Source organism: Pseudomonas sp. BT76 TE3572 (assembly GCF_050435365.1).
GTDB classification, from domain to species: domain Bacteria; phylum Pseudomonadota; class Gammaproteobacteria; order Pseudomonadales; family Pseudomonadaceae; genus Aquipseudomonas; species Aquipseudomonas fluorescens_W.
The window spans coordinates 1809264-1826193 of sequence record NZ_JBNDKE010000001.1 but is presented as its reverse complement, the minus strand read 5'-3'; the positions used below and the strand labels follow the sequence as shown (position 1 = coordinate 1826193).

Genomic DNA, 16930 nt, shown 5'->3' with positions numbered 1-16930 from the left:
TATGGCCTCTGAATACGAAATGTCGTTCAACGACTACCTAGCTATCATCAAGCACCACGCCCTGCTGTTGATCCTGAGTTTCGTGGTCATACTCGGCGTGTGCATAGCGGTAGCGATTTCTCTCCCGCCTACCTATGAGTCATCCGGCACGATTCTGGTGGAGTCTCAGCAGATTTCGCCAGACCTGGTGTCAGCCAACAACAATACCTTTGCCGATGAGCGTATCGAAGTCATTCGCCAGCGCGTGATGACCCGTGAACATCTGGAAGGGATCATCAACAAATACAATCTTTTCGCTTCGCAAAGTCGGCAACTGAGCGTTACCGAGAAGATCGAAGAAATGCGCAATGCGATTGTGGTCTCCCTGGTCAGCGCTGCCGTCAAGGGGCGCGGAGAGGTGACGATTGCTTTCCGTCTTTCCTTTGAACACAGGGAGCCAGAGATTGCGAACAAAGTTGCCAAAGAACTGGTGACGCTGTTTCTGGATGAAAACATCAAGCAGCGCACCGAACGCGCCAGTGAAACGACAGAGTTCCTGACGCAGGAGGCGGACAAGCTCAGGGTGGAACTGGAAGCCCTTGAGAACCGGTTGGCGGACTTCAAGCAGGCACACAGCAACGCGCTGCCCGAGCATCAGGAGCTGCGCATGAATATGTTGACGCGCGCCGAAACCGAGCTTAAAGAGGTCGACCGTGACTACAAAACTGCCCGTGAGGAGTTGCGCTTCAATGAGTTGGAGCTTTCCGCCGCGAATGCCGGGCTAGCGACCAAGCCTGGAGCACCCGGTGCGGCAGTTGATAAACCACAGGATCTGGCTAGCCTCAAAGCCGAGTACACCCGGTTGCAGTCGCTGTATACGCAAGCCCACCCTGACGTGCGTGCCGTCAAACGCAAAATTGCTGCACTTGAGGCTGGCAAAGGTGCTGATGGTGCAGCGTCGGTCAACCTGGACGTTGCCAAGGCCCAGGCGCGGATCTCCGCAGCAGAAGCACGTATCAAGTCGCTGGCGGATCAAAAGCAGCAAATACTCAGCAAAATAGCCGAATACGAGGCACAAATTCTTGAGACGCCGCAAGTCGAGCGCGGCTTGGTCACGGTGATGCGTGACCATGATAATGCTCGTAAAAAATATGAGGAGATTCGCACGAAGGAAATGAGTGCGAAAATTTCCGAAAGCCTGGAGCAGGAAAACAAAGCCGAGCGTTTTGTGCTTCTGGAGTCACCGCTGATGCCCGAGAAGCCGGTACGGCCGAACCGTAAAAAAGTGGTTGCCATGGGGTTCTTGCTTGCCCCCGTAGGTGCTGGCGCGCTGGTGATGCTCATCGAGATGATGAGTCAGCGTGTGCGCGGTGCCCAGGCCTTGGCCAGCGTGCTGGGTAGACGCGTATTGGTTTCCATTCCCTACATTCACACCAAGGCTGAACTGGCACGCCGCAGGAAGTGGCGAATGCTATTGATCGTCTGTGGGGTCGCGACTATCGCGATCTTTCTGGTGCTCCTGCACTTCCTCTACATGCCTCTGGATCTTCTGATGTTTAAAGCTCTGGGCCGGTTTGCATAAGGAATATAGCCATGGAAATGTTCAATCCCGATACCGAAAAAGCCGAGCAACAGACCTCGTCAAAAGCCATGACACCGACCGTGCAGTCCACAGGTCTGAATGCTCTCAGTTATGTGCAAACCAAAGTTGTACCTTTGCGACCCGATCACCTTGAGCGCCACCGCATTGTGGCTTACAACAAAAATTCGAATATGGGCGGGGCATTCGATCTACTGCGTACACAAGTGCTGAAAATCATGGAAGAAAATGGCTGGCGCACGCTCGCCATCACCTCGCCGACTCCAGAGGCAGGCAAGACGGTGTTGGCTATAAACCTGGCAATGAGTATCGCGCATCACACGACCAAGACGGCGTTACTGGTGGACTTCGACTTGCGTCGTCCGAAGGTGGGTGAGTATCTGGGTCTGCCGATGGATAAATCGCTTAATGAATTGTTGGCCGATGAAGCTGAACTGCAAGAAGTACTGGTCAATCCGACCTTGCCGCGCTTTGTGGTCCTGCCGACGCGTGAGCCGATTCCTCTTTCCACCGAGGTGTTGTCATCGCCTGCAGTGAGCCATTTGATTGCTGATCTGCGCGAGCGCTACAACTCACGCATCGTGATTTTCGACTTGCCGCCGCTGTTGAGTTCGGATGATGTGATTAACGTCCTGCCCAGGTTCGACTGCGTCCTGCTCGTTGTCGCTAATGGATTGAACAGCAAGAAAGAGATCGAGGAAAGCCTGCATCATCTTGGGACAGCCAACCTGATTGGCACGGTGTTGAACAAAGCCGAGCCCGAAAACCGCTCCTACTACTAGAGCATCCCCGCAGGAGATCGGCGCTATTGGCTAGCGCCGACAGTCAGTGCCAAGGGTACTTCTGCTCCCAGCTCCAGGCGTGCGCCACTATCTGTTCAAGTGAGCCAAATTGCGGCTGCCAGCCAAGTAATGTGTTGGCCCTGCGGGGATCGGCCACAAGGCGTGGTGGATCGCCCGCGCGACGTGGCGCTTCACTGACAGAGATATCCTGGCCGGTCACGTAGCGCGCCGTATCTATGACTTGCTGTACTGAGAAACCTTGACCGTTACCGAGGTTGAACGCCGTGCTTGCACCTCCTGCCAACAGATAATCCACAGCAAGCGCGTGAGCGGCAACGAGGTCGACAACGTGGACGTAGTCGCGAATGCAAGTGCCGTCAGGCGTGTCGTAATCACGGCCATAGACGGTAATGGTTGCGCGCCGTCCGGAGGCGGCTTGCAGGATCAGGGGCAGCAGGTGGGTTTCCGGTTCATGGCGTTCACCCAGCTGTCCCTCAGGGTCTGCTCCGGCGGCGTTGAAGTAGCGCAAGCAGACCGATTTCAGCCCGTATGCGCGGTCGAAATCTTCAAGCATCTGCTCCACCATCCACTTGCTGCGACCATAAGGGTTGATCGCGGCCTTGGGATGCTTCTCGTCGATAGGCACATACACCGGGTCACCGTAGACGGCGGCGGTCGAGGAAAAAATGAAGTTTTTGACTCCGGCGCGAACCATCGCCTGGAGCAGCGTCAGGGTGGCGGCGACATTGTTTTGATAGTACTTGGCAGGTTCAGAGACGGATTCGCCCACCTGTATAAAGGAGGCGAAGTGGAACACGGCATCGAAGTGGTGTCCCGCAAACAGGGCGTCCAGCGCCTGTTCGTCGGCTATGTCCAGTTCGACCAATGTCCCGCCCCTCAACGCGCTGCGATAACCCGTTGAGAAATTGTCTGCCACCACCAGTTCGTGACCTGCGCTCAGTAGCTGTTTCACCATGTGCGAGCCGATATAACCCGCACCACCCACCACCAAAAATTTCATCCTGATCTCCGATTTCCTGGGCACTAGTGCTGTGCAAGCGCAGATTGCAACGACAACGCGATCCACCTGACCATTAATAGCTGAGGCTCACTACGTTTGGAACGCCAAAGGAGAGAATATTTCGAACACGATACGGCGAGCGCGCCAATTGGAGCTACCCTCTGAGGAGGCATATGGGTAACCTGCGAGAATAATTATCAAATGAAAAACTCTGCCGAAGTTATCGATTACTCATTAAAAATATTTAAAGCAGAATGGCCAAATTTAGTGTTGTGGTCATTTCTGTTGTCGCCGTTGATTGTTAGAACGCTAACAAACTATCAATACTCTAAAATTGATTTGTTGGTTGTTTACACCCTTGGCATGTCAGTGTTGTGGCTGTTGGCAATTAGATTCATATCATCCAATCAATTCAAGGTTCACCTCATTCTGTTGCCGTTCTATTTGGCAGCAGCCATTGATCTGTTTTTGGTTTTGAATTTCAACTCGAGACTAACAGCTGCCTATATATTTATTGGCTTGACAAACTTTCAGGAGGCCAGCGAATTTCTACCGACCTATTGGCAGCCCATCAGTATCGTTTTGGTGATTTTCATAGTGTGCTATGGGGTTGGGTTAATAGGCCTGCATAAGCGCAAGTTATATAAAAACAAAGGTGTTTTTGTTTTGGTTGTCAGCGCCTTGGTAGTGGGGTATGGGGCGTATTTTTATAAAACCGTCAAGCTTAATTCTTTCGGGAAGTCTGCAGTCATGGATCTCCTGGCAAAAGATCAAAGCACGCCAGCAGGTTATTTGTCGCAAATTACCCTTACTGCAAATTTGTATATGGGGACGGGGGAGCTTATCAAGCGCCGTCGGGAATCTGAGGTAAAAATAACCAGCCTGTCGAATCAATCAAATATAGAAACCATTGTTTTTGTCATCGGTGAGTCATCAAGGCCACAGAACTGGTCCCTCTACGGTTATAACAAGGAAACCACGCCGAATCTCGGTAAACAGGCGGGGATTTTCAAGTTTAATCAGATCTGCACGACAGCCCCCTATACCTCCTACGCGGTTCCTTCAATGCTGAGCCTTGAGCCTATATCGGATTGGGACGCCATTGCGTCAACCAAATCATTGGTGGGTATCTATCGGGCAGCCGGGTACATGACCTATTGGTTGTCTGTACAGGAGGTTGATAGTTTTGGTGGAATAATTCCACAAATAGCTGCAGAGGCACAGTACCGTCAATATTTTGAGAGAAGCTATGATGGAGCAATGATTTCAGAGCATGAAAAAATACTCAATAAAAGCGGTACAGAAAAGAAAGCCATATTCATTCATGTCAAAGGTAGTCATTTCGAATACTCACGCCGATATCCAGAAAATTTCGATAAGTTCAAGCCGTCTACAGACAGCTTCAAAGACAAAATCACCGCAGAATATGATAATAGTATTTTGTATACGGACTGGCTGTTAAGCACGATTATTGAACAATTGAAGTCAAGCAAGAAACCATCTGTTTTGTTTTATTCATCGGATCACGGTGAAAACATGATGGATGACAGTCGGGGGCTCTTGGGGCATGGGATTGGCAATAAATATGACCTCCCGGTTTCGGCATTTATCTGGGCATCCGATAATGTTTCAAGCCCGCAAGCGCTTAAGCTTTTAAAGCTGAAGGAAAGAGAAAGTCAGAAAATCAGCATATCGTCCTTGCCGCATACGCTTTTAAATATCACAGGGGTCTTCACGAACAAGTACAAAAGTTCGGATGATTTATTAAGTGATGATTTTGTATCGTCGAAGTGTCCACATCTGCTCGGCGCAGGCTATGTTCCTACGTTTGATTTTGACGCCCTTTAAAGAGCCTCGCGGAACAACGCCGCAAGGCGTTGTTCCATGGCTGCGCATCGCCTAAGGTTGTGCTGGCGTGACACCTTTTTTCAAAAACAACCAGTTCGACGCCTGCAAGCCATCGAACTTGATGGTATAGCGGCCATCAAGGTAGGTCGCGGGAAGCTTCTTCATTTGCCCCAGAATGCCGTGGGTGAACAGTGTCAAGCCTTGCGGCGCCTGGATGGTTAGCGTGCCCTCGAGGGGCTCAACGTAAAAAGGTATTTTGTCGACGTCCTGGGGGATGGCACGGGTGCCTAACGAAATCAGTAAATCCTGCGATCGGCTCAAAGGCGCGTCGTCCAGACTTTGCACCACCACACTGGCGTTGGCGGTCTTCACTTGAACCTGAATGTTGCCTAGGCTGATCGATTCGCCGCCGATCCAGCCGGTAGCGGCCTGGGTACGCGGTGTGTTGATGGTGTAGATGCCTTGTTTCCAGTTGCGCTTCAGCTCACCCGTGTCTGTCGTGGACTCGCTGGCATTGGCGTCCAGCAGCGACTGGTCAGGGTCATGAAATTGCTGTGCATTGCCTGGGATAACGCTCTGTTGCAACCAGGGCAATTCCGGTGTCTGTGGCATAGCGATTTCCAGCTTGCCTTTCTCCATGGCTGTGCGCAGTAGAGCAGAGTTGGCCGGTGTGATCATTTGGTTGAACAGGGTGCCTGGCGTCGGCGCGAAGACGTAGGTCGTTGTTGCTTCGCGAACGTCTGCACGGCGATAAAGCAAGGCGGCGGCGGGCAGGGTGGCCAGCATTGCAGGGTCGTTATAGGCGTGCCAGTTGTTGGCACTCATCCCTTGGGCCCCCAGTGGCTCCTGGCTGTAGGCATATTGCATCAGTGCATCCCAGCCCTGATGGCGGGCGGTACCGGCGATATAGAGTGGCAACGAGTGACGGTCTGGTATCGGGAAGGGCTCATTGTTCCACTCGGTCACGGTCAAGGGTTTACCAATGACCTGGCCGGCGGCAATCCAATTCACTATGCCGTCGCTGTAAAGCGGGTTTTTCTCTATCTGTCCCGAGCCCCCGTAGCTATGGACATCGATTACGTCGCCAGCAGTAAGGGCCGGCAGGGAGTTCAGACCATTGCGGCCCCAGCTACTTGTCGTGGCGATGGGGACCTTCACGCCTATTCCACGCAGGTGTTGAATCATGTCGACGTTGAAACGTCGCTCCAGATCGTTGAGGAACAGCTTGGAGGGGCCTGGCTCCCAGGAACGCCAGGTCTGGTCTGCAGATAGATTGTGCTGCTTGGCAAAGGCCTCGGCCTCGGCCATGTAGACGCGGTTGTGCTTCGGCAGATTCTTGTCTGGCAACAGAGCGTTGGCAAAGTGGTTGGTGACGTCGTTTTCGTTGGTAATCAGTACGGCGGCGATCGCCGGGTCGTCTTTATAGGCGAGACCGGTATAGCTGTTTACATGAGTCATGTAGGCTTCGGCAAAGCGCTTCATGGCTTTCTGAATGGTGAGATTCACATAGGAATAGCCCTTGAGATAGGTGAAATTTCCCGATTCTTTTGGCAATTCATCAAAGCCAAAAATGTTGTCGTTTTCAGTAAAGACTCGCTGGACGTGCAGATCGAGCCACACATAAATGCCTTCGTCTTTCAGGCACTTGATCCACCAGTCGATTTTTTTCAGCGATTCCGGGCTCAGTTGCTGGGTGCTGCGCGTGACCCTGCCGTCGCCAAAGACGTTCGGGAAGACCCATGGCGAGTCATGGTGGTGCAGTCGAACAAGATTGAAGCCCAGTGCCGACAGGCGTTTGGCCTGCAGCTTGATTGCATCGTCTGACGTTTGGAACAGCGAGTAGGCCGAAAGGTTGGTGCCCCAGAAACGCGCCTCAGTGTTGTCCGCAAATAGCAATTGCTCGCCGGAGGCTTTGATGAAGCCGCGCTTGCCTGCCGGTTTTTCCTGAGCGTTGAGAAAGGACAGGTCGACCGGCGAGGTTTTCCAGTCGAGCTTGTCTGTCGGCCAGCTCTTTGGGTCCGACAACCCGAAGCGCTCGGTAGTGGTTGGGCCGATCGCCACATCGCCAGAAACGGTCAAGGTGGCGGTGAAATCCAGGCGGCCAGGTTTGATCGTGTTCTTGAAGAAAAAAGCACGCACCTCGGATTTACTGCCCGGTTCAAGGTACACACTTGCCAGTGCGGGCTCGAAGCGCATTTCGATGCGTCGCCCTTGTGCATTGCCCCAGGTCCAGCCGCGGTTGTCGGGTAGCAAAGTGGGCTCGCCCATTTCTCCAGCAAACAGAGCAGGGTCGAATTCGAAAACGATGCCGCCACCTGAAATGCCCGACTTCCCGCTGTGTGCATCCACGGCAAAGTTCCAGGTCAGCTTTTGCTCGCCTTGCTTCTGAATCTGCGCAGCCAAGTCGAAATCCAGCGCTTTGTTTTTACCGGCAAGGGAGTATCGATAAGGTGTATTGACCTTGAATTCGGTCTGCAAATACGTCCAGTCCCAGTTGCGCCCAAAGAACGAGAATGTCGTAGCAATTGCCGGACTGCCTCCACGCTCCAGCATGGGCAGGCCGTTGCGCTCATCGACACTGATGACCCAGTCCGACGCCCAGGTACGAAACGGCCAAATAGCAAAAAACAGCAGCAGGATCAGTATCCGTGGGCGGCGAAACAACTGGATCATGGGGTCTACCTGAGTTGGAGGTGGGCGCTCGCCGTGACGGCCGTCGAGGTCTGCTTGAGCCTGCGTGCCATCTGAGCGTAGGCGACGCCTAGCCCAGCCACCGACCAATACACCACGGGGATGACCGTGATACTGCTAACGGTAACGATGGTGATCAGGATCCCGGCCAGTGTCGCCAGAAGTGCACGTCCGAGTCGGCGTGCCTCATCGTCTTGGTTGGGGAACGAACGCATCCCCTTGCGGATGCCCTGCAGGACAGTGGCGAAAAAAACCACGAAAAGCGTCAAGCCAATCAAACCGAACGACAGCGCGATGCCGATATAGGTGTTCACGATATCGATGATTCCCTGGCCCTGAATCATGGACTGCATTTCCGGCGTATTGCGGAAATTGAAAGAACCCAGCCAAGGGTTGCGCTGGATGACGATCACGGCGTTATCAATCAAGCGCTGCCGGTAGGTGATATTTTCCACTTCCACCGTGCCGATAAACGGTAGCAGATCAAGGACTTTTTGCCCGCCCGGCACGATGGCCAGCAAGGGAAGGGCGAGCGCACCGGCGGCGCCCAGCAGCATCAGGCGTTTGATCGCTTTACGACCGGTGCCGATGAACACGACGATGATCACGGCTGCACCGATCCAGGGGCCACGCGACAACGGCGCGAACAAACCACCGGCGAGCAACAGTGCGCCGAGGCTGCGCTGCAATTTGCTACGTACAGCCTCCTGCAAGTACAGGTAAAAGCCGATGGCCACGCTGATGACAAAGCCCAGCGCAATGGCCTGGCCGGTCGTGGCGCTGGCGCGCAATGAGCCACCACGACTCAAGTAGCCGGGATCCCATTGCATGCCCATGGCGTAGACAACCGCGCTGTACATCAGCCAGTGCTTGGAATATTCGAAGAGACCTATAAGCGACAACAGCATGGCGGCGAGTACAAAACCGAACAGCGCGTCCTTGAAGTCGCTGAGGTTCTTCAACGCCCGGCTGGCAACGTAGTAAGGCAAAAAAACTTCGAGGAACAGGTAGAGCATTTGGCGCAAGGTGTCAGTGACGGTGGTTTCGCGCAGGAAAAGCAGGCTCGTCAGCAGGAGGTAGGCGGCTAACAGTTTGTCAGGCCAGGTGCGCCCGAAAGGGACCGTGTCGGCGCGTTTGCGCAGAACCAAAAAAGCCGGAAGCAACACACACAGTGCCAGCAGACGAATGTGGTTAAGGGCAAAAAAATAGTTGATCAGGCCGAAGCCCGGAATCTCCGCGGTGGACGGCGGGATTAGAAACACCAGAAGGAAAAATAGCGCCACGGGATTGCGTTCGCGATTTCGTGCGAAGGTCAAAACGATCGCGGCAATGCCTGCGTACACCCAGAAACTGTGCGAAAAAAATGCCAGTAGCGTCAAGACGAACCACAGATTGCGCCGACGAGTGAAATCACGGTCGGGAATCAGATCTGCTGCTGGTCGACGTGCCATGGCAAAAACGACAACAGCAAGGACCAGAATGACGATTAACGCTCGGAAGTGCTCAGGCATGGATGATTGGACTTATTGATTGATGAGCGACTGCTAGTGGAATGGCCAAACGCGACTATAGTTCCTTTTGAGCCATTGAGTCGGGGGATGATGCTATGTCGCTAGTTGATTTGTCGCCAACGTTGGGCCTTCGTAAGCGAGCGATCTCTGCTGGGGCATGGAATCTGGGAGCGCTGGTTACGTCTCAAGCCTTTCGCTTGGGCGGCAACCTGATAATGGCTCGTCTGCTGATGCCGGAGATGTTCGGCATCATGATGATCGCCATCACCGTTTCGCTGGTTCTGCACATGCTTTCCGATGTCGGCTTGCGCCAGAACATCATCCAGAGCCCGCGTGGCGACGATCCGGCATTTCTCAATACCATCTGGACCGTGCAGATCGTGCGCGGCTTTATCCTGTTTGCTTCGACACTTCTTCTCGCAGCCCTCGCCTGGTATGCACAGACCATTAATCTGTGGTCGCCCAATTCCACCTACGCCGCACCCGAGTTGCCGCTGGTGTTGGCCGTGACCGGTTTCTCGGCAATCATCGTTGGCTTTCAGTCGACCAAAATGGACCTGGCAGTGCGCGCTTTCCAGCAAAAGAAAGTGGTGCTCACCGAGTTTGGGTCTCAGGTCGTCGGGCTGGTGGTCATGCTGGCCATCGGTTACTTCACCCGGTCCATCTGGTCGCTGGTGATTGCAGGCCTGGTCCAATCGATGGTCAACACGCTGTTGGGGCATCTCTGGTTTGAGGGCCCTTCCAACCGTCTGCGGTGGGAGCGTGCTGCGCTCGATGAATTAGTCAGCTTCGGCCGTTGGATACTGTTGTCGTCGGCAGTGGGCGTATTGGCCTTGTACGGTGATCGTGTCTGGTTCGGCGGCAGCATGACGCCCGCTGAACTGGGGGTTTACTCCATTGCCGTGCTGATTTTGGGAGCGGTTCAGCTTGCGTTGCAAAAGATCGTCGGGGCCGTGGCCTTGCCGGCCTTCAGTGAGGCCACAAGAACCAATGACACCGCACGGCTCCACGCTTTGTACTACCGCTTGAAATTGATGCTCGATCTGGCCTGCCTGTTTCTCTGTGGATTGTTCCTGACCGGCAGTCCACTGCTCATCAGCATCTTGTACGACGAGCGTTACGCTGAGGCCGGCAACATGATGGCCATTCTTTCACTCTCTTTTTTCACCATGCGCTACCTGCTGTCGAATCAGGTCTGGATTGCCTTGGGACTCACCAAGTACCAGGCCATCGATAACATTATTCGCGTGGTCTCGTTGTGGGTGCTGCTGCCTCTGTTACTGGCGATTGGCGGAGTCAAATATGCGATTTGGGGCGCTGCCCTGTACACGTTTCCTACGCTTATCCTGGTTTTTTATGTCAATGGTCGTCTGGGGCTGTTGAGTCTCAAGCGTGAGCTGGTAGTGCTGCCAATGCTGGCGGTGGGGGCTTTGTGTGGGGAGTTATTGACGGATCTTTTCAAATGGCTTTGATCTGATCCATTTCTCTTGATGTTTCCAAAGCTGTGGCACAGCGTCGCCATTGAGGTATTGATGGCGGTCGCCAAAAAATATGGCCTTGATGTGTGGTTGAAATTTCCAACGTAATCTTGATGTCGTGGAGCTTTGAATCATGAGAGAAACTGATTTGAATACCTCTGTGATGGGGCGCAGAGGCTTCCTCCAGGCTTCTGCTCTATTGAGTCTTGGGGGGCTCATGTTCGGATTTTCCAAAGCCGTTGCCCGGCCTTCTGCTATTAAATCCGAGTTTGTTGTCATCAACGGATGGGTGCTGCCTGCCCGGCATTTTCGGCAAACACAAGCATGATCAAAGACTACCAATCGCAGAAAGAGCTCCGCGACCACTATGACGTCTGCATCATAGGCGGGGGGCCAGCTGGCATTACGCTGGCCTTGCGTTTAGCCGGTAATGGTCGGCGTGTGTTGCTTGTCGAGGGCGGCGGACACGAGTATTCGCCGACCTCGCAGAACCTCTACAACGTCTCCTCATCGGGCCTCGAGGTCTACGCTCATGAAACACGCCTGCGTTTTCTTGGCGGGACCTCCAATCACTGGGCCGGGCGATGCCGTCCATTCGAACCGTCGGACTTTGCCGTAGGCCCTCCGGTGCCCGTGCCCGGTTGGCCCATCGCGTTTTCCGAGATCGAGCGCAATCTGCCGGGGGCCATGGATATTGTCGATCTTCCGCCGCACTCCGGATTCAAGGCCATCAATGCGACTTTGGACGGCACTGACTTTGAGGCTGATCGTTTTCTGCTAAGCCCGCCGACGCGATTTGCACAAAAATATGCCAGGGAACTGAATGAGACCGAGGGGCTGGATGTCTTCATCCATTGCAATTGCGTCGATCTTGAGTTCGACAGCAAGACCGGCCGCATAGCAACGATAGTCGTCTCGGACTATGAGTTGCATCGAGAGCGAGTCACGGCAAAACAATTCATTCTGGCGACAGGCGCGATCGAGAATGCCAGGCACCTGCTCAACAGCGAGTCTCTCGCAGCTGGCGGTGTCGTAAGCAAGGATGGTTTCGTCGGCAGATGCTTCATGGAGCACCTGAACGTCGAAATGGGAAACTTCATCCTGAAAGACGGGGAGGGTACAGATGCTCGGCAGGAGTATTTCACGACCGATGCATTCGTGAGGGAGCACAAGTCAGGTAAAGGGAATGTGACGGCCACGCTTGTAGCTGAAGTGAAATCCTATGGGCGAATGGCGTCCATCAAGAGTTTTTTCGAGAACCTGGTTTGCGAAGTGGGTGCGGAGCGCAAGGTTGAATTTATTGCCAAATTCGATTGCCCTGGAGATGGGGTGCTCGGCACGCTGATCGAGCAGTTTCCCAACCCTGATAGCCGCATCTCATTGCTCGATGATCGAGATGCGTTAGGGATGAGGAAGGTCAAGATTCATTGGGAGCTAACGCCTGCAGACAGGGAAACAGTCAAGTCCATAGGGCTCGAAGTGGCCAAGTGTTTTGCCGATACAGGGTTGGGCTTCGTCAAGCTGGAAGAATGTGTGTATGACGTCGATTTGCCACTGAAGCTCAATCCCCATGCTCATCATATGGGGACCACGCGGATGGCGACTTCGCCTGAGTTTGGTGTGGTCGACGAGAACTGCAAAGTGTTTGGCGTCGAGAATCTTTACGTTGCGGGCAGCAGTGTTTTCGCTACAGGCGGCGCCTGTAACCCCACGATGCCTCTTTTGCAACTTGCTCTAAGGTTGGCGGATCATCTTAACCATCAGATGGGGCCCGGGGTGGGCAGATACTCATGAAGGGGGGAGCATGTGTGGATTATTTGAGTGTTGGGTTTTAGAGAAGCGTCTACTCTTGGAGTAGTGGTAATGAAGAATCAGGGTGTATCTAACTCTGGCGCAGATGTCTATCGCTAAATAATTGAGGCTGACAGGATGATTGGTCTACTGAAACGTACGATTGCTTATATTGCAAAAACAACGGGGCATGGGACGTCGCTCTATAAAAAATTCTGTAAGCCGAACGGGTATGACTGGGCTAAACATATGGTTCGGTGGGGGGGGCTATACTCCATCGGTAAAGGCGTATGGATCAATCCTGCTGCCAACATAACTGACCCTTCGCTAGTACGACTTGGAGATAATGTAGGTTTATCGTGTTGCACGCTGTTCGGCCACGATGGAGTAGTTGGCATGCTCGAGGTGCGCTATGGTAAAAAACTTGACTCTGTCGGCGCTATCGACATACGTGATAATTGTTTTATCGGTTATGGCTCTATCATCATGCCGCGTGTGACTATCGGCCCAAATTCGATTGTCGCAGCCGGTGCTGTAGTCATAAAGGATGTTCCGCCTGGGGTAGTGGTTGGGGGTAATCCAGCCAAGGTTATTTGTACGCTGGAAGAGGTGTTGGCGAAAGTCGAAGAGCGTAGCGCCACTTATCCGTGGATTGACCTTATCAGGCAGCGCAGTGGTGTATACGACCCGGAACTTGAACCGAAGCTTATAGCGATGAGATCGCAACACTTTTTTGGCGAGCAACCCAATGGCTAGTGCTCCCCTTGACGTGTTGGTCGTTAATTACAACACAGCGGAGTTGTTGCAGCCGATGTTTAATGCGTTACGCCAGTCAAATAGTGTGGATCGCACGCGCTATTTAGTGGTGGATAATGCCTCTGCGGATAATTCGCTGGAGTGTCTGGCAACTATTTGTCCAGAGGCATTGCAACTGGCCAATGAAAGTAATGTTGGCTTTGGGCGTGCCAATAATCAACTGGTTGAACACCTGCAGGGCAAGTATGCGTTGCTCCTCAATACCGATGCCTTTGTTGCTGCGGATACCCTGAGCAAGACCCTCGAGTACATGGAGGCTAATCCTGATTGCGGTGTCCTCGGCGTTCGCCTGGTTGGACGAGAGGGCGATTTACAGCCCTCGTGTCGCTATTTTCCGACGCCGTTGAATATCTTCCTCGGGCGTACAGGGCTTGAACGTTTTTTCCCTGCGGTGAAGAGAGTCGACGACATGACCTGGGATCATGCTTCGGTGCGTGAGTGCGACTGGGTGCCCGGGTGCTATTACCTGATCCGTCGTGAAGTCATCGACCAGGTTGGCTTGTTCGATCCGCGCTACTTCCTTTATTTCGAGGAGATAGATCACTGCAAACGCGTTAAACAGGCAGGCTGGAAGGTGGTTTACTACCCGCATACCACGGTGGTGCATATCGGCGGTGAAAGTGCCAAGTCTGTTGACAAGCTCAATGCGGCTAGTCGTCAGCTACCCACGTTACAAATCGAAAGTGAGCTTTTGTACTTCCGCAAGCACCACGGTCTGTCTGGTTTGGCCTCACATATGCTACTGGTGAGTCTGGGTGATCTGATTTTGGCGCTCAAGGCGCTATTGAAAGGCCGTGGTCGGGCCGCTTTAGGGGCGTGTTGGCAGCATACTCGTGTGACCTGGGCGCTGCTGCGTGATACCAAATTCGCTAGCCAACCAACACGGTAGAGCCAGTTATGTTCGAAAACATACGTGCGGACTTACGTGCATACGCCGGAGATTGGGGGGCTCAGGGGTTTTGGGTGATGGTGGTTTATCGCTTCGGGCGCTGGCGTTACGGTGTGCGACCGGCACTGTTACGCAAGTTGTTCTCCTTTATATACAAAGTACTCTTCAAACTGGTGCAGATCGTCACGGGTATCGAGCTGCCGTGTGAGGTTGTGGTCGGGCGCAACTTCGTCATCGATCATTTTGGCGGCATCGTAATCAGTGGCTATGCGCAGTTCGGCGATGATTGCCGTATTCGCAATGGTGTCGTCGTGGGCCTCAAGAATGTGAGTGACCCGATTGCTCCGGTGATGGGTAACAATGTTGATATCGGTGCAGGGGCCAAGGTGCTGGGCAATATCCGCATTGGTAACAATGTCGTGATTGGTGCCAATGCTGTGGTGCTGACCGATGTACCGGACGACTCAGTGGCAGTGGGCGTGCCTGCGACTATCAAGAAAAGGAAGTACGCAGATTCGAGGGAGTTCTCATGAACCACCCGATGGATTACTTCAATTGCGTCGCTGAGTGAACGCCATGGCTATGGGTATCGGTGTCGTTGTTATCGGTCGCAACGAAGGCCTACGGCTTGAGCGTTGTCTGACTTCCCTCGTCGGTTCGGTGGAGAAGGTCGTTTATGTCGACTCTGGATCAACGGACGATTCAGTGCCGGTGGCACTGAGGCTTGGGGTCGAAGTGGTCGAGTTGGACATGACCATTCCCTTCACTGCAGCGCGTGCGCGCAATGAAGGATTTGCCTGCCTGCAACGCCTATTGCCGGCGATGCGTTATGTGCAGTTCGTCGACGGTGATTGTGAGGTTGTCGGCGACTGGCTGCCTCGGGCGCACGCCTTTCTTGATACTCATCCTGACGTCGCGGTGGTCTGTGGACGGCGCCGTGAACGTTTTCCGCAGCACTCGGTTTACAACTTGTTGTGTGATTTCGAATGGGATACGCCGGTCGGTGAGGCCAAGGCATGCGGTGGCGATGCGTTGATGCGGGCTGACGCCTTCGCCGATGCGTCCGGATTTCGACCGGGCCTTATTGCTGGGGAAGAGCCTGAGTTGTGTGTGCGTCTGCGTGGGAATGGTTGGAAGGTCTGGCGTCTGGGTGAGGAAATGACCTTGCACGATGCAACCATGACCCGGTTCGGCCAATGGTGGCGGCGTACCCTGCGCGGTGGTTATGCCTTTGCCGAGGGGGCATTTTTGCATGGGGCGGCGCCGGAGCAACATTGGTTGCGTGAGTCGCGCCGTGCCTGGTTCTGGGGATTGGGTGTCCCGCTGGTGACGGTTCTCGCGAGTTGGGTGTCGGGATGGTTTGGGCTGCTGGTGCTGCTGGTGTATCCATTGCAGGTCGTGCGCCTGGCTCGTGGGGGCGATAGGTCCACGCGCGAAAACTGGCTGCGGGCTTTCTTTCTCGTGCTGGGGAAATTTCCCGAGATGCTCGGGCAAGTCAAGTTTCTACTGAACAGATTCGGCGCCGGCAAGACGGCGCTGATCGAATACAAGTGAGACTGATATGAATAATTGGGTGATATTGAAGAGCGTGTTTTTTTTACATGCCGGGTATTCTTTAAGGGCATTGAATAATAAGTTTAAAATGCTGGTATTAGTTGCAAAAAACTGGTCCGAGCTGAAGTTGTTTTGCGGGCGGATGTCGAACGCTCTGGGCAAGTCCGGAGTTGAGAAATTAGGCGGGGATTGTGTAGGCGTTGTTCATTGGCCATACATCAGTAAAAGCTGGAACCCCAAGAATAAACTGAGTGTGTTGGCCTCGCATTACGAAGTGGTGACCAAAAGCTGTCCGCAGCTATTGCTGTTGGGGCGAAGTGACAGTTTGCTGCTGAGTGATTTGTCGGAGTTTGCGGCTGGCTGTTCCCTGGTGCTGGATCGGCCCTTCTGGTTTATGCGTGAAGGGGAGCTGGTGCTGAACTTGTTTCAGGGGGATCTGCGCATTGCGTCAATAGCCTTCACCTTGTGTCGTACGGACACTGAGTTATGTATTTTTATCGGCGCCGTTCAAGGGATACATAAAGGCGTCGAGAGTGAACTGTCGTTGAGTATCTACAGGGACCTGACAAAAGACTTTGAAGGCCTTCGGCCAAGAAGCTTTCTGATCGAAGTTATTAAATACATTGCCATCAATATCGGTGTTGAAAAAATTTATGCGGTAGGGGATGGCTATCGCCACCATCGTCATCCGTATTTTGGCGCTCACAAAGCGCTAGAGCTGGCGGCCAATTATGATGTGATCTGGTTAGAGCATGGAGCGACTCCATCAGAGCGCGAAGATTTTTTTGAGATTCCCATGATTCTGTCCAGGAAGCCGCTCGACAGTATTGCTTCAAAAAAACGTGCCATGTATCGCAGGCGCTATGAGCTGCTGGACGATACCTTTAAAAAGATAGACAGCGTGTTGATAGGCAGTTATAGCAGCAGCCGTGTGGCTAGTTGACGTTCCTGATACCTGTACTACTGTGGG

14 protein-coding genes are annotated in these 16930 nt (G+C 53.5%); 11 read left to right on the top strand and 3 right to left on the bottom strand.

Annotation, left to right across the window (positions count from 1 at the left end):
• Position 1 precedes the first annotated feature (1 nt).
• On the top strand, positions 2–1561 hold the full coding sequence (locus ABH912_RS08240; protein WP_429510335.1) for a GumC family protein: 1560 nt from the start codon (positions 2–4) through the stop codon (positions 1559–1561).
• A gap of 68 nt (positions 1562–1629) precedes the next feature.
• Entirely contained in the window at positions 1630–2361 is a 732-nt protein-coding gene (locus tag ABH912_RS08235; protein ID WP_231670535.1) for a CpsD/CapB family tyrosine-protein kinase, read from the top strand.
• A gap of 43 nt (positions 2362–2404) precedes the next feature.
• Here ABH912_RS08235 and galE read toward each other — a convergent pair whose 3' ends face one another.
• Positions 2405–3382 carry a UDP-glucose 4-epimerase GalE gene (gene galE, locus ABH912_RS08230; protein ID WP_429510334.1) on the bottom strand — a complete coding sequence of 326 codons (978 nt, stop codon included), beginning with the start codon at positions 3380–3382 and terminating at the stop codon, positions 2405–2407.
• 201 nt (positions 3383–3583) lie between these two features.
• Here galE and ABH912_RS08225 point away from each other — a divergent pair, with 201 nt between their 5' ends.
• The gene (locus ABH912_RS08225; protein WP_429510333.1) at positions 3584–5230 is read left to right on the top strand and encodes a phosphoethanolamine transferase; all 1647 of its coding nucleotides are present in this window, start codon (positions 3584–3586) and stop codon (positions 5228–5230) included.
• A 51-nt stretch (positions 5231–5281) separates the two neighbouring features.
• Here the strand turns inward: ABH912_RS08225 and ABH912_RS08220 are convergent, their stop codons facing one another.
• A complete protein-coding gene (locus ABH912_RS08220; protein ID WP_429510332.1) occupies positions 5282–7903 on the bottom strand; it encodes a glycosyl hydrolase family 5 in 2622 nt (873 codons plus the stop codon).
• Between the two features lie 5 nt (positions 7904–7908).
• Entirely contained in the window at positions 7909–9432 is a 1524-nt protein-coding gene (locus tag ABH912_RS08215; RefSeq protein WP_033056694.1) for an O-antigen ligase family protein, read from the bottom strand.
• A 95-nt stretch (positions 9433–9527) separates the two neighbouring features.
• Between ABH912_RS08215 and ABH912_RS08210 the strand changes: the two genes are divergently transcribed.
• The 8 genes from ABH912_RS08210 to ABH912_RS08175 all read left to right on the top strand — a co-directional run bounded on the left by ABH912_RS08210 (position 9528) and on the right by ABH912_RS08175 (position 16903).
• The gene (locus ABH912_RS08210) at positions 9528–10904 is read left to right on the top strand and encodes an oligosaccharide flippase family protein (protein WP_033056693.1); all 1377 of its coding nucleotides are present in this window, start codon (positions 9528–9530) and stop codon (positions 10902–10904) included.
• Between the two features lie 139 nt (positions 10905–11043).
• Positions 11044–11238, top strand: coding sequence for a hypothetical protein (locus ABH912_RS08205; protein ID WP_082459078.1), 195 nt, complete (start codon positions 11044–11046; stop codon positions 11236–11238).
• Positions 11235–12704 carry an FAD-dependent oxidoreductase gene (locus tag ABH912_RS08200; protein ID WP_033056692.1) on the top strand — a complete coding sequence of 490 codons (1470 nt, stop codon included), beginning with the start codon at positions 11235–11237 and terminating at the stop codon, positions 12702–12704. The genes ABH912_RS08205 and ABH912_RS08200 overlap by 4 nt, the downstream gene beginning before the upstream one ends.
• Before the next feature lie 135 nt (positions 12705–12839).
• The gene (locus ABH912_RS08195; RefSeq protein ID WP_033056691.1) at positions 12840–13457 is read left to right on the top strand and encodes an acyltransferase; all 618 of its coding nucleotides are present in this window, start codon (positions 12840–12842) and stop codon (positions 13455–13457) included.
• Positions 13450–14406 carry a glycosyltransferase family 2 protein gene (locus tag ABH912_RS08190; protein WP_429510331.1) on the top strand — a complete coding sequence of 319 codons (957 nt, stop codon included), beginning with the start codon at positions 13450–13452 and terminating at the stop codon, positions 14404–14406. The genes ABH912_RS08195 and ABH912_RS08190 overlap by 8 nt, the downstream gene beginning before the upstream one ends.
• Positions 14407–14414: 8 nt before the next feature.
• On the top strand, positions 14415–14939 hold the full coding sequence (locus ABH912_RS08185) for a serine O-acetyltransferase (RefSeq protein WP_033056687.1): 525 nt from the start codon (positions 14415–14417) through the stop codon (positions 14937–14939).
• 43 nt (positions 14940–14982) lie between these two features.
• The gene (locus ABH912_RS08180) at positions 14983–15960 is read left to right on the top strand and encodes a glycosyltransferase (RefSeq protein ID WP_429510330.1); all 978 of its coding nucleotides are present in this window, start codon (positions 14983–14985) and stop codon (positions 15958–15960) included.
• Positions 15961–15967: 7 nt separating this feature from the next.
• Positions 15968–16903 carry a DUF535 family protein gene (locus ABH912_RS08175; protein ID WP_033056682.1) on the top strand — a complete coding sequence of 312 codons (936 nt, stop codon included), beginning with the start codon at positions 15968–15970 and terminating at the stop codon, positions 16901–16903.
• Positions 16904–16930: the final 27 nt, after the last annotated feature.